General features: G+C 65.3%; 12 protein-coding genes and 1 pseudogene. 7 read left to right on the forward strand and 6 right to left on the reverse strand.

Annotated elements, in window-relative coordinates; genetic code table 11:
- The 3 genes and pseudogenes from QZ184_RS06620 to rpsT all read right to left on the reverse strand — a co-directional run.
- Positions 1–385 (reverse strand): annotated as a pseudogene (locus tag QZ184_RS06620) (DNA-directed RNA polymerase subunit beta); the annotation flags it as partial.
- Positions 386–699: 314 nt separating this feature from the next.
- Positions 700–1,521 carry a TatD family hydrolase gene (locus tag QZ184_RS06625; RefSeq protein WP_247477047.1) on the reverse strand — a complete coding sequence of 274 codons (822 nt, stop codon included), beginning with the start codon at positions 1,519–1,521 and terminating at the stop codon, positions 700–702.
- Between the two features lie 34 nt (positions 1,522–1,555).
- A complete protein-coding gene (rpsT, locus tag QZ184_RS06630) occupies positions 1,556–1,858 on the reverse strand; it encodes a 30S ribosomal protein S20 (protein WP_010315240.1) in 303 nt (100 codons plus the stop codon).
- A gap of 108 nt (positions 1,859–1,966) precedes the next feature.
- Between rpsT and hisD the strand changes: the two genes are divergently transcribed.
- Positions 1,967–3,301 carry a histidinol dehydrogenase gene (gene hisD, locus QZ184_RS06635; protein ID WP_296416272.1) on the forward strand — a complete coding sequence of 445 codons (1,335 nt, stop codon included), beginning with the start codon at positions 1,967–1,969 and terminating at the stop codon, positions 3,299–3,301.
- Between the two features lie 4 nt (positions 3,302–3,305).
- On the opposite strand, the gene rpiA is transcribed toward hisD, so the two are convergent.
- Genes rpiA through QZ184_RS06650 form a run of 3 tightly spaced genes read right to left on the reverse strand, consistent with a single transcriptional unit; the run spans position 3,306 to position 5,959 of the window.
- A complete protein-coding gene (rpiA, locus tag QZ184_RS06640; RefSeq protein WP_010315237.1) occupies positions 3,306–4,019 on the reverse strand; it encodes a ribose-5-phosphate isomerase RpiA in 714 nt (237 codons plus the stop codon).
- Positions 4,020–4,057: 38 nt separating this feature from the next.
- Positions 4,058–5,152: a trypsin-like peptidase domain-containing protein gene (locus tag QZ184_RS06645; RefSeq protein ID WP_247477045.1), complete on the reverse strand. Its 1,095-nt coding sequence runs from the start codon at positions 5,150–5,152 to the stop codon at positions 4,058–4,060.
- A gap of 33 nt (positions 5,153–5,185) precedes the next feature.
- Entirely contained in the window at positions 5,186–5,959 is a 774-nt protein-coding gene (locus QZ184_RS06650) for a metallophosphoesterase (RefSeq protein ID WP_296418688.1), read from the reverse strand.
- Between the two features lie 70 nt (positions 5,960–6,029).
- Here QZ184_RS06650 and QZ184_RS06655 point away from each other — a divergent pair, with 70 nt between their 5' ends.
- From QZ184_RS06655 to QZ184_RS06680, 6 genes are all read left to right on the forward strand, one after another.
- Positions 6,030–6,299, forward strand: a complete 270-nt coding sequence (locus QZ184_RS06655; RefSeq protein WP_010315231.1) for a hypothetical protein — start codon at positions 6,030–6,032, stop codon at positions 6,297–6,299.
- Positions 6,300–6,450: 151 nt separating this feature from the next.
- Positions 6,451–6,924 (forward strand): ribosome maturation factor RimP, encoded by a 474-nt coding sequence (rimP, locus tag QZ184_RS06660; RefSeq protein ID WP_029626137.1) that lies wholly within the window; start codon positions 6,451–6,453, stop codon positions 6,922–6,924.
- A 42-nt stretch (positions 6,925–6,966) separates the two neighbouring features.
- Positions 6,967–8,409: a transcription termination factor NusA gene (gene nusA / locus QZ184_RS06665; RefSeq protein ID WP_296416269.1), complete on the forward strand. Its 1,443-nt coding sequence runs from the start codon at positions 6,967–6,969 to the stop codon at positions 8,407–8,409.
- Positions 8,406–8,687, forward strand: coding sequence for a YlxR family protein (locus QZ184_RS06670; RefSeq protein ID WP_029626136.1), 282 nt, complete (start codon positions 8,406–8,408; stop codon positions 8,685–8,687). The genes nusA and QZ184_RS06670 overlap by 4 nt, the downstream gene beginning before the upstream one ends.
- A 61-nt stretch (positions 8,688–8,748) precedes the next feature.
- Positions 8,749–12,063 carry a translation initiation factor IF-2 gene (gene infB / locus QZ184_RS06675; protein WP_247477042.1) on the forward strand — a complete coding sequence of 1,105 codons (3,315 nt, stop codon included), beginning with the start codon at positions 8,749–8,751 and terminating at the stop codon, positions 12,061–12,063.
- A gap of 2 nt (positions 12,064–12,065) precedes the next feature.
- On the forward strand, positions 12,066–12,903 hold an 838-nt coding region (locus QZ184_RS06680; RefSeq protein WP_296418690.1), incomplete at its 3' end, for a low-complexity tail membrane protein.

A 12,903-nucleotide genomic window follows, 5' to 3' on the forward strand; every position in this document is an offset into this window, starting at 1 on the left:
CGATCTGGTTCACGATCACGCGCTCGGCGCCGTTGATGATGAACGTGCCGCGCTCGGTCATCAGGGGCAGTTCCCCGATGAACACTTCCTGCTCCTTGATTTCGCCGGTCTCCTTGTTGACCAGGCGGCAGGTCACATACATCTGGGACGCGAAGGTCGCGTCACGGCGCTTGGCCTCTTCCACGTCGTGGCGAGGGCGCTTCAGGCGGTACTCGCTACCGATGAAGTGCAGCTCAAGCTTGCCGGTGTAGTCGGTGATCGGGGAGAAGCTCTCCAGCTCCTCGATCAGGCCCTTCTCCAGAAACCATTTGAAGCTCGCGCGCTGCACCTCCACCAGGTCGGGGAGGTAAGTGGCGGTCTTGGCGACCTGAATCGCGCTGCTCATGCGGTGAACCTGCAGGAACGGGTGAAACGGAACGGAGGGCCTGGACAGCAGTTTCAGAACCAGGCGGAGATCAAGACGAAGGGGGATGTCAGCGCGACATCACCACACAGACGACAGAGCCAGCCGTCCCTCTCGGGAGCGACTGGCCAGCTGGGGCGCCTATTCAGATCGCTTGAACACCGCAGGGAACGACAACTCGCACCGGAAAGACAACGCACCACTGGTCATGGGCTAACTCACCAGATCCCTGGCGAGCGCTTTCGGGCTGCAACGAGCACGGATAAATCACGACTCGCTGCCAGGCCAATGAAACATCATACATTGTGAAGAGCGGGTCCAAACAGTGCACAGGCGTTGCGGGTGCTCTGTAAGGCAACGGTCTGCAGCGGCTCCTGGCGCAGGACTGCCACTCGCTCCGCCACAGCCATCACATAGGAAGGCTCGTTGCGCTTGCCCCGTCGCGGCACGGGCGCCAAGAACGGGCAGTCGGTCTCCACGAGGTATCGGTCCGCGGGAACCGCTTGGGCGCAGGCATGGGTGTCGGTGGCCTTCGGGAAGGTCACATTGCCGCTAAAGCTGATGTAGAGCCCCAACTCGAGGAACCCCTGCATTTCCTCGGGAGTGCCGCTCCAGCAGTGCATCACGCCCTTAGGGCAGGCACCCCGCTCAGCACGCTCGCGCAACTCGGCAAGCATCGGTTCAGCGGCATCGCGGCAGTGAATGATCACGGGCAGATCCAGCTCCACCGCCAGATCCAGCTGGGGCCGGAGCATCGCCAGCTGTTGCTCGAGATTGTTGTCGCGGAACAGATCCAAACCGAGCTCGCCGATCGCCACGACCCTGGGGTCAGCTTGAGCCGCCTCGCGCAACACCTGCTGCGTGTTGGAAGCCCAATGCTCCGGATCCAGAGGATGAACGCCAACGGAGTAGCGAAGCTCGGGGAAGCGATCGGCCAGCGCTCGAATCGCCGGAATCTCAGAAGGCTCCACACATGCGTGAAGGAGGCGCCCCACACCGGCATCACGCCAGCGTTGAGCAACCTCCTCCAAGTCTTCGTCGAAATTTCGAAAGACGATGTGGCAGTGGCTGTCAATCAAAGGAGCCGGAAGGCTCTCGAGAGCGACGGCAGCTGCCATGGATCCAAGGTTCACCTGGATCCAACCTAAAAAATCAGGCCTTCGCTGCGGGCTCGATGGCGCTCTTGACAGCAGCGCTCAGGCGAGATTTCTGGTGGGCACCGTTGTTGCGGTGCAGCACGCCGACCTTGACGGCCTTGTCGATCTTGCTGAAGGCAGCGCTCAGGCTCGACTGGACAGCCTGCTTGGCTGCATCGCCGGGCTCCTGGCTGTAGGCGGTGCAAGCGGCGAAGCAACGCTTCATCAGGGTGCGGACCGCAGACTTGTAGGTGCGGTTGTGCAGACGATTGCGCTCGGCAACCTCAATGCGTTTCTTCGACGACTTGTTATTGGCCACAGACGGAAAAGGCGCTGATTCGGCAGTCGACAAGCTTACCCCCTGGCTTGCGACCCTCCCAAAAGGCTGAGCAACTAGCTTGAACAATCACCGCCGCACCACGGTTTCGTGACCGCCAGCTCCCCTCCAAGCCGTGCCGAGTCGATCGCACCGCTGCAGATCGAGCTGCTGCGCGATGCCGAGCAGGCCGGTCAACGGCTCGAGGCCATCGCCGAGCGCACCGGTAGCGGCCAAAGCCGAGAGGTCGCCCAACGGGTTGAGGGAATCCTCGAGCAGGTGCAACAGCAGGGCGATGCCGCCCTCTTTGAACTGACCGAGCGTTTTGATGGGGTCCGCCCGGATCCTTTGCGCGTTCCCAAGGAGGAGATCGAAGCGGCCTGGGCCGCCACCTCCCCTGAGCTGCAGGAGGCCCTGGCCCTGGCCCACCGCCGGATCCTGGACTTCCACCAGCGCCAACTGCCCAACGACCTGGCCATCACCGGAGAGCACGGAGAGCGGCTGGGCCGCCGCTGGCGCCCGGTGGAGCGGGCCGGTCTCTATGTCCCAGGGGGCCGCGCCAGCTACCCCAGCACCGTTTTGATGAATGCAGTGCCCGCCAAGGTTGCGGGGGTCAAGCGGGTGGTCATGGTGACCCCTCCCGGACCCGACGGCCGCATCAACAGCACCGTGCTGGCGGCAGCCCACCTAGCGGGAATCGACGAGATCTATCGGGTCGGAGGTGCCCAGGCCGTGGGAGCCCTGGCCTACGGCACGGAATCCATCCCCCGGGTGGATGTCATCAGCGGTCCAGGCAACCTCTATGTGACCCTGGCCAAAAAAGCGGTCTACGGCCGGGTCGCCATTGACTCACTAGCTGGCCCCAGTGAAGTGCTGGTGATCGCCGATGCCAGCGCCAACCCTGACCACGTCGCGGCCGATCTCCTGGCGCAGGCGGAGCACGACCCCCTCGCTGCAGCAATCCTTCTGACCACCAGCGAGGAACTGGCACGGGCCATCCCCGCCGCGATTGAGCAGCAACTGGAGGGACACCCCCGTGCCGCCATCACCCGTCAGGCCCTCAACGACTGGGGCTTGATCGTGGTCTGCTCAGACCTGGATGAGGCGGCACAGCTCAGTGATCGCTTTGCCCCCGAACACCTGGAACTGCAGGTGGAGCAGCCTGAGCCCCTGGCCGAACAGATCCAACAGGCCGGGGCGATCTTCATGGGGGCCTGGACCCCGGAGGCTGTTGGCGATTACCTGGCCGGCCCGAACCACACCCTGCCGACCTCGGGTACGGCCCGATTCGCCGGAGCGCTGTGCGTGGAGACCTTCATGCGCCACACCAGCTTGATTCAATTCAACCGGCAAGCCCTGGAGGCCACCGGCGCTGCCGTTGGCACCCTGGCTGACAGCGAGGGACTCCACAGCCACGCAGAGTCCGTTCGCCGGCGCCTGGCCTAAGCGCTCAGCGCTTGACCAGATCCCGGACGCCGGCAACACCGTCGTTGATCTCGCCCACCAGCACCTGGTCGGTGATGTTCACGAACAGACCGTTCTCCAGAACGCCGGGGAGGTTGTTGATCTCCTTCTCCAGGCTGACGGGATCGCCGATGCCACCGCTGAACTTGACGTCCAGCACGAGGTTGCCCTGGTCCGTCACGACGGGACCAGCCTTTTTGACTGCCATACGGAGCTGGGCGTCACCCCCCATCTCCTTGAGCTGGCCCTGGACCTGACGCCAGGCACCGGGCATCACCTCCACGGGCAGCAGAAAGCCCAGGTTGAGGGTGTCCACGAGCTTGGTGGAATCCACCACCACCACGAAGCGCTTGGCACGAACCGCCACCAGCTTCTCCTGGACGTGGCAGGCGCCGCCGCCCTTGATCAACTGGAACGAAGGATCCACCTCATCGGCGCCATCGATGGCCAGATCGATCCGATCCACGGCATTCAGGCTCTGCAGCGGGATACCCAGCTCGGCAGCAAGCACCTCACCTTGGAAGGAGGTGGTCACCCCAACGATGTCCCGCAGCTCTCCGCTTTTGAGCTTGGCGCCGAGGGCCTGAATCATCAGGGCAGCGGTTGAACCGGAGCCCAAGCCCACCACCATTCCGCTCTGGATCTGCTCGGTGGCTGCAGCCGCCACCGCCTGTTTCATCTGGTCCTGCAGATCCGCCATCACGCCGTTTTCACTGGCCAGTGACCGTAGCTCAGGCCTCAGGAATGCGGCAGCGCCTCAGGCCGGATCGAGAGATCGATCTGTTCCTCGCCCCGCAACACGCGGATCGCCAGGACATCACCAACCTGGGAGGCCTCCACCAAACGCAGCAGCTCCCCGGGATCGCTGACCTCTTGATCCGCGGCCTGGACCACCAGATCTCCCCGGCGCAAGCCAGCCCGTTCGGCAGGGCTATCCGGGATCACCCGTTGCACCAGTGCCCCGTCCCGCTCGGGCAGTTGGAGCAGGGCATTGGGGTCAGCGTTGTTGTCGCGAGCCAGCCTCGGATTGAGGGGCACCAGCTGTAGGCCCAGGTAGGGGTGCACCACGGAGTCCCCTTGGCTCAGCTGGGCCGCAACACCCTTGGCCAGGTTGATCGGGATCGCGAAACCCAATCCGGCTCCCGGACCCGAACGCACCAGGGTGTTGATCCCAATCACCTCGCCGCTGGCATTAATCAGTGGGCCACCGGAATTGCCCGGATTGATCGCCGCATCGGTCTGAATCAATTCCAGACGCTTGTCCGAGAAGCCCAGGCTGGTGATGTTGCGGTGCAGGCTGCTGACGATGCCCAGGGTGACGGTGCGCTCCAAGCCATAGGGGGTCCCTAAGGCGATGGCCCAATCCCCCACCTCCAGGGCACTGGAGTCCCCCAGTGGCGCGGACTTCAACCCCTGGGTTTTGGCAATGCGCACCACCGCCAGATCGGTCACGGGATCGATTCCGAGCACCGAGCCCTCCAGCTCTTGACCACTGGCCAGCGTCACCTCAACCCGGTCAGCGCCATCCACGACGTGGGCGTTCGTGAGAACCATGCCCTGACCATCAATCACGATTCCGGATCCCTGCCCGCGCTCGCGGCTATTGGGGATCTGATCGCCAAACATCTCCCGCAGGAGCGGGTCACTAAAGGAAGGGTCCAGACCAATCCGTGGGACGGTCCTCTCGGTGTCGATCCGCACGACCGCCGGCCCAACCCGTTTCACCGCCGCAGAGACAAAACTGTGGTTGGTGTTGCTTCCAAAGTCCGCCCAGGCTGGAGCCGCCGGAAACCAAGCGGACAGCAACAACACCAGGGCCAGCAGAACGCGCACCAAGATCCGCAACACACCCAAGTGGACTGAAGGCTAGGCAGATTCCACGGGAGACCAACGCAGCAGGGTCGAGGCCACCTCGCCCGAGGGCTGCAAGGTCAGCCAACGCCCCCCCGGCCAGTCAGGCCGCCCCAACGGACAGGGTTGAACAGCCGCAAACGACGCCAACGAGGAGGGACAGGCCCAAAGGGATATTGGAGCCCCAGCGCCGCTGCGGGGCAGTTCGCCCTGCCAATGCTGGTGGACATGGCCGAAGAGAACGGCTTTGAGGGCTGGGGCCCGCTGGAGGCAGCGAAGAAACGGGCCTGGATCCTGCAGAGCGATCGGATCCAAGCCTGAATCACCAATGGGCACCGGGGGATGGTGCAAAGCCAGCACCACGGGCTGATCGGCCAGCTCCAGCTGGCGCTCGAGCCAAGCCAGCTGCCTGGGGTCAAGGAAGCCAGCAACGGCGCCACTGCGGTGACTCGAGAGCAACAGCAGCGTCCAGTCGCCGAGGTCCAGGGCCGCCGGGGCAATCACAGCGCGACGTCCCAAGGCCGATCGCATCAGGGCCGGATGGTCGTGGTTGCCCGGGGTCAAGGCCAGGGGAACCTCCCTCAGGGGTTCAACGTCCTCCAGGACCTCCTGCAGGCGGCGATACCCGCCCCAGCTTTCGTCCTGGCAGAGGTCCCCTGTGATCAGCAGCAGATCCGGGGGCTGATCGATCTGGGACAGGGCCTGCCGCAGGCCGTGGCGCAAGGACGCCAGAGAGGGACGACCTCGGCAGTGCCCCCGAGGGTCTGCCAGGAGGTGCGGATCACTCAACTGAAGGAGGCCAGGCACACCAACCGAGCAGATCAATGGCCCTAAGTTGCCCGTTCTTGACCGAGCTGGCATGGCCGCTATCCCCCCGGGCACCCGTCAACGCTGCGCTCTCTGCCAAGTGGAGATTCAGGGCTTAGTCGGCGGCCTGGATCAGGTGCACTTCAGCCAAGGCAAGCCCTCCACCCGCTCCAAGCTCTACGCCCGGGTTTGCCAGTTCCTGCGCACAGACGAACAAAAGTCGCAGTGCCTCAACCAGGACCCCAGCTTGCGGGGCGAGGCCCAACCTGGGGATGCCTACATGGAGCCACCTGCTGTCGATCTCGGCAGCATGGGGGCCTGACGCTCCAAGGCCGATCACGTACTGTTGTGTTGTGCCCGGCGGGCACCTCTGACTGAACAGCGCTGACTCCTCGGGAGCAGCTGGACAGCCAGACAGCAGATCACTGCAGGTGCCGGACGGGTCGCCCGTTCCCCTGTTCACGATCCAGGCTTTGCCGCATCCCCTGCACCCTGACCTCCAAACCCTGGCTAGCCAGGCGGCGGAGGGCGCTGGATTCCAGGTCTGCGGCCTTGAACTGCTCACCCATCGAATTCCGATGACGTTGCTGGTCCAGCTGCGTCTGGCCGATGGCGGAGACGTGAGCCTGGACAACTGCGCCAGCTTCAGCGGAGTGCTGGGCGACGCCATCGAGAACAGCGGGCTGCTGCAGGACCCCTATGTCCTGGAAGTCAGCAGTCCGGGCGTCAGCGAGCAGCTGAGCGACGACCGAGACTTCCGCAGCTTCCGCGGATTCCCGGTTTCGATCCGCTACCGCGACACCAAATCCGGGGGCGACAACGAGCGTGAGGGCCTCTTGCTCGAACGCGATGAGGAGAACGTTCTCCTCAACGTCCGGGGACGCACGGTTCGAATCCCGCGCCCCGATGTGATCAGCGTGAAGCTGGTGACTCCCAAAGAGGCCTAACCCCTCCTTTCCCCTCTCCAATCCCGCACCCAACCACCTGCCATGGCACTGGTCCTGCTCCCCGGTCTCTCCAACCTGATCGAGGACATCAGCGAAGAGAAAAAACTGCCCCCTGCGGTGGTGGAAGCGGCCCTGCGTGAAGCCCTGCTGAAGGGCTATGAGCGCTACCGCCGCACCCTTTATCTGGGGATTAGCGAGGACCCCTTCGAGGAGGACTACTTCTCCAACTTCGATGTCGCCCTGGATCTCGACGAAGAGGGCTACCGGGTACTGGCCTCCAAAATCATCGTTGAAGAGGTCGAGAGCGAAGACCACCAAATCTCACTGGCCGAAGTGATGCAGGTGGCGGAAGACGCCCAGGCCGGTGACACCGTGGTGCTGGACGTCACCCCCGAGAAGGAAGACTTCGGCCGCATGGCCGCCGCCACCACCAAACAGGTGCTGGCCCAGAAGCTGCGCGACCAGCAGCGCCGCATGATCCAGGAGGAGTTCGCCGACCTGGAAGATCCCGTCCTGACCGCTCGCGTGATTCGCTTCGAGCGACAGAGCGTGATCATGGCCGTCAGCAGCGGACTGGGTCGCCCCGAAGTGGAGGCCGAACTCCCCCGCCGCGACCAGCTGCCCAATGACAACTACCGGGCCAACGCCACCTTCAAGGTCTTCCTGAAGGAAGTCAGTGAGATTCCGCGCCGCGGACCTCAACTGTTTGTCAGCCGCGCCAACGCCGGTCTGGTCGTCTATCTCTTCGAGAACGAAGTGCCCGAGATCCAGGAGGGGTCGGTCCGCATCGTTGCCGTCGCCCGTGAGGCCAACCCCCCCTCCCGCTCGGTCGGTCCCCGCACCAAGGTGGCCGTGGACAGCGTGGAGCGCGAAGTGGACCCTGTCGGCGCCTGCATTGGCGCCCGCGGCTCTCGCATCCAGCAGGTCGTGAACGAACTGCGTGGCGAAAAAATCGATGTCATCCGCTGGTCCCATGACCCGGGCCAGTACATCGCCAACTCCCTGAGCCCCGCCCGCGTGGAAGCGGTTCGACTGGTGGATCCCGAAGGGCAGCATGCCCACGTCCTGGTGCCCCCCGATCAGCTCAGCCTGGCCATCGGCCGTGAGGGTCAGAACGTCCGTCTCGCCGCTCGCCTGACCGGCTGGAAGATCGACATCAAGAACAGCACCGAGTACGACCAGGCCTCTGAGGACGAGAAGGTCGCGGAACTGATCTCCATGCGCCAGGAAGAGGAAGCGCTTCAGGCGGAAGCTGAAGCCCGGATGGAGGCAGAACACGCCCTGCGTGCCGAGGAAGACGCCCGTCTGCGGGAGCTCTATCCCCTGCCCGAGGACGAAGAGGAGTACGGCGAGCAGGCCCAGTACGACGAAGCGGCCTACGAGCAAGAGCCTGTGGCTGAGGCTGAGGCCACCGAAGCCGTGGCAACGGAAGACGCAGTCGAAGAGGCTGTCGAAGAGACGACCGACGAGGAAGGAGCCCGGTGAAGCAACAGCCCGTCCTCAGGCGTTGTGTGACCTGCCGTGCACTGCTGGATCGCCAGCACCTGCTACGGGTCATCCGCCTTGCCGAGGGCGGCATGGCTCTGGACCAAGGGATGGGCCGATCGGCCTATCTCTGTCCGACCGAGAGCTGTTTTGAGGAAGCCAAGCGCCGCAAACGTCTGCAGAAGGCACTCCGGTGCCAAGTGTCAGATTCCATCTACGCGGCCTTGGCGCAGCGCCTGAATGCCACCTCTTATCAGGCGCTGAGGCAAGATAAATAGTGGCCTCACTGTGGGTGATGGCCCGGTGGCACGTGTTGCCCCCGACCACTTGGAGCACTTGATGACCAGCAGCGGCAAAGTCAGGATTTACGAGCTGTCCAAGGACTTGGGCCTTGAGAACAAGGACGTGCTCGATGCCGCCGAGAAACTGTCGATCGCAGCGAAGAGCCATAGCAGCTCCATCAGCGATGACGAGGCAGCGAAAATCCGCAGCCTGATCAAAGGTGGCGGGAATGGCAGCAAGGCCGCTCCGACGGTGGACGAGCCCAAGAAAGCCATCCTCTCGGTCAAGAAGGCCGCTCCTGCCGCACCGGCAGCGCCTGCGAAACCCGCAGCGGCCAAACCGGTAGCGGCCAGCCCTGCTCCGGCGAAACCTGCTGCTGCGGCCCCTGCTCCTCGGCCCCAGCCCCAGGCAGCCAAGCCCGCCGCTCCGTCCGCTCCAGCTCGCCCGGCCGCACCATCCGCTCCCCCAGCCCGCCCTGCGGCAGCGGCCAAGCCCGCAGCCAAACCTGCGGCCAGTGCTCCCCCCAGCCGTCCAGCGGCCCCGTCAGCGCCTCCGGCTCGTCCCGCAGCGGCCAAGCCTGCCGCCAAACCCGCTGCCAGCGCTCCCCCCAGCCGTCCCGCAGCCCCGGCCCCGAGCCGACCTGCACCGGCAATCGTGTCTAAGACCCCGGCAGGAGCCGGCGCCCCCCCGGCCCGCAAGCCGGCGCCCCCTGTGTCGCGCCCTGCGGCAGGTAGCCCCCCCCAGCGTCCTGGCGCCCCCACGCGCCCCGCTGCAGGCGGTGGCCGCCCGCAGCTCGTTAGCCGTCCTCAGGGCGGCCAGGGCGGAGCCCGTCCTGCCACACCCTCCGGCCGCCCGGCCCTGAGCCAGCGGCCAGGGATGCCCACACGCCCCGGCGCACCCGCCCCCACGCGGGTGGGACAGGGCGGCAAGCCCGCCAAACCCGCCCGCCCTCAGGTGGAGCTGGTCGGCAAACCCATTCGCCGTGATGTCAGCGGTCCTGGTGGCGGCGGGAACCGCCCCGCGCCCCCGACCCGTCCCGGCATGCCTGGCATGCGCAAGCCGGTGGCCCCTGGCGAGCTCATGCAGCTCCAGAAACCTGGAGCAAGGCCCAGCGCACCGCCGCCTCGGCGTCCTGGTGGCGCCCCTGGCGCACCCGCCGGCGCCCCCGGAGCCCCTGGAGCAGGCGACGCCAACCGTCCTTCAGCCACTCCCCCGTCGGCTCCTCGCCGCCCGAATTTCCGCGCACCCATGCCGCCCGGTGGCGGCCGTCCCCGCCGCCCCGATTGGGACGACAGCGCGCGTCTGGATGCACTGCGCAGCCGCTCACCCCAGAAGCAGCGCCAGCGCGTTCACATCATTGGCGAGAACGACGACTCGCTGGCCGCACAAACCGGCGGCTACGCCGGTGACACCGATGCGGTGGTGCTGCAGGCCTCCCTCGCCCGTCCGGCGAAACCCCGCAGCGCTGGCTCCGCTCAGCCGAAGCCAACCGTTGTGGCCCGCAAGCGCCGCAAGGAAACCGCCCGTCAGCGTCAGCGCCGCCGCGCGATGGAGCTGCGTGCCGCCCGGGAAGCCAAGCAACAGCGGCCCGAAATGCTCATCGTTCCGGAGGGCAACCTCACGGTGCAGGAGCTGGCCGACAAGCTGGGCGTCGAGAGCTCCGAGATCATCAAGAGCCTCTTCTTCAAGGGCATCATCGCCACGGTGACCCAAACCCTCGATCTCTCAGCGATCGAGACGGTGTCCCAGGAATTCGGCGTTCCGGTGCTCGAGGACGACGTCGAGGAAGCGGCGGCCAAGACCGTCGAGATGATCGAAGAGAGCGATCTCGCTCACCTGATCCGGCGTCCGCCCGTGGTCACGGTCATGGGCCACGTGGACCACGGCAAGACCAGCCTGCTGGACTCGATCCGCAAAACCCGGGTCACCGCTGGCGAAGCCGGTGGCATCACCCAGCACATCGGTGCCTACCAAGTCGAAGTGCCCCACGCCGGGGAGCAGCGGAAGATCACCTTCCTCGACACCCCTGGCCACGAAGCCTTCACCGCCATGCGGGCCCGTGGCACCAAGGTCACTGACGTGGCCGTGCTGGTGGTGGCCGCCGATGACGGCGTGCGTCCCCAGACCCTGGAAGCCATCAGCCACGCCCGCGCCGCCAAGGTGCCGATCGTGGTGGCGATCAACAAGATCGACAAAGAAGGTGCCTCCCCGGATCGCGTCAAACAGGAGCTGTCCTCCCACGAACTCGTCGCTGAGGATTGGGGCGGCAACACCGTGATGGTGCCGGTCAGCGCCATCAAGGGCGAGAACATCGAGAAGCTGCTGGAGATGATCCTGCTGGTCACCGAAGTGGAAGACCTGCAGGCCAACCCAGACCGGATGGCCCGGGGCACCGTCATCGAGGCACACCTCGACAAGGCGAAGGGTCCTGTGGCCACCCTGCTGATCCAGAACGGCACCCTGCGCACCGGCGACGTGCTGGCCGCTGGTCCGATCCTGGGCAAGGTGCGCGCCATGGTCGACGACAACGGCAAGCGCGTCAAAGAAGCAGGCCCCTCCTACGCCGTTGAGGCCCTGGGCTTCAGCGAAGTGCCGACGGCGGGCGACGAGTTCGAGGTCTACACCGACGAAAAAACGGCCCGTGCGGTGGTCGGCGACCGCGCCACCGAAGCCCGCGCAACCCGTCTGGCCCAACAGATGGCCTCCCGCCGGGTCTCTCTGGCCTCCATGTCGGGTCAGGCCAGCGAAGGCGAACTCAAGGAACTCAACCTCATCCTCAAGGCCGACGTTCAGGGTTCCGTCGAGGCAATCCTCGGGTCCTTGGAACAACTGCCTCAAGAGGAGGTTCAGGTCCGCGTGCTGCTCTCTGCACCGGGCGAAGTCACCGAAACCGACGTCGACCTGGCGGCGGCTTCCGGTGCTGTCATCGTCGGCTTCAACACCTCGATGGCGCCTGGCGCCAAGCGTGCTGCTGACGCCACGGGCGTGGATGTTCGTGACTACGACGTCATCTACAAACTGCTCGAGGACATCCAGATGGCCATGGAAGGCCTGCTGGAACCCGAACTGGTGGAAGAGCCCCTGGGCGAAACCGAGGTTCGGGCCGTCTTCACGATCGGCAAGAGCGCCGTGGCGGGTTGCTACGTCACCAGCGGCAAACTGCAGCGCAACTGCAAGGTCCGCGTCTGGCGCGGCAAGGAAAAGGTGTTCGAGGGCGACCTGGACTCCCTGCGCCGCGGCAAGGACGATGTCAAAGAAGTCGCCACCGGCTTCGAATGCGGCATCGGCTGTGATCGTTTTGCCAACTGGCAAGAGGGCGACCGGGTGGAATCCTTCAAACTGGTCACGCAGCGACGCACCCTCAGCAACTGACCGTGAATCCGGCAAGACGCGAACCGCTCCTGTGGCTCCAGCTACTGGGGCTCGCGGCCTTGCCGCTCGAAATCCTGTTGCTATTCCTGCTGTTTGCAGGGGCAGACCCGGGTCCCTTCCCCGGCTTTGAACGCTTACTGACCTGGGCGATCGGCGCCCTGGGAAGCGCGGTCCTCTTCTGGCGCCTTCCTCCCGACCTCTGGTCTGTGCTGATCCTGCAGGTGCCCCTGCGGGGTCGCCGACCAGAGCAGTTTCGTCTGAGTGCCCTTCAGACCGCCCTGCCTCTGAAGGTCGTCATTGCCCTGGGCGCAGCACTGCTCCTTCCTCTGACCTGGTGGGCAGACAGCCACGCCGGCATGGCCTGGGCCTGGTCCCCTCTCTCCAGCAGCCCCAGGCTGGTGGTTCTGCTGCTCTGCATCCCGGTGCTGGCGCTGATCCAATGGCAGTGGGCCCAAGTGATCCAGTCCCTCTGGATGCTCACCAGATCCGCTGGTCTGGTGGATCAGACCCTGCCCCTCACCCAAGTCCAGGCTGCTGAGCAGCGCCTCAACGCTGGGCTACCGCTCTTGCTTCTCGCGCCGTTGGCCTTTGCGGAACCTGCGGCTTCCGTCGAGCCGGAACCGAAGGTCACACCGCAAGACCAACAGGAAAAACCCGAAGCTATCGCTCCTGAACCCGAGCAGACCGACTCACCTACCGAGACAGAGCCCGTCGCCGCAGAAGCTTCTGAACCTGCTGCAGAGCCTTTGCAGGCGGACGCGGAGGTCGTTGAGGCAACCGACGAGGACCACGAGGCCAACGCTGAAGCCCTTGCCTCAGAAGACGTCGATGTGCCGCAAG

The organism is Vulcanococcus sp. DEBay_Sum22DG08_74 (genome assembly GCF_017852955.1).
Taxonomy (GTDB): domain Bacteria; phylum Cyanobacteriota; class Cyanobacteriia; order PCC-6307; family Cyanobiaceae; genus Vulcanococcus.

Coding starts and splice junctions, on each gene's coding strand:
- nusA (WP_296416269.1), top strand. CDS start 6,967: ATGGCACTGGTCCTGCTCCCCGGTCTCTCCAACCTGATCGAGGACATC.
- infB (WP_247477042.1), top strand. CDS start 8,749: ATGACCAGCAGCGGCAAAGTCAGGATTTACGAGCTGTCCAAGGACTTG.
- QZ184_RS06625 (WP_247477047.1), bottom strand. CDS start 1,521: ATGGCAGCTGCCGTCGCTCTCGAGAGCCTTCCGGCTCCTTTGATTGAC.
- QZ184_RS06655 (WP_010315231.1), top strand. CDS start 6,030: ATGGCCGCTATCCCCCCGGGCACCCGTCAACGCTGCGCTCTCTGCCAA.
- rpiA (WP_010315237.1), bottom strand. CDS start 4,019: ATGGCGGATCTGCAGGACCAGATGAAACAGGCGGTGGCGGCTGCAGCC.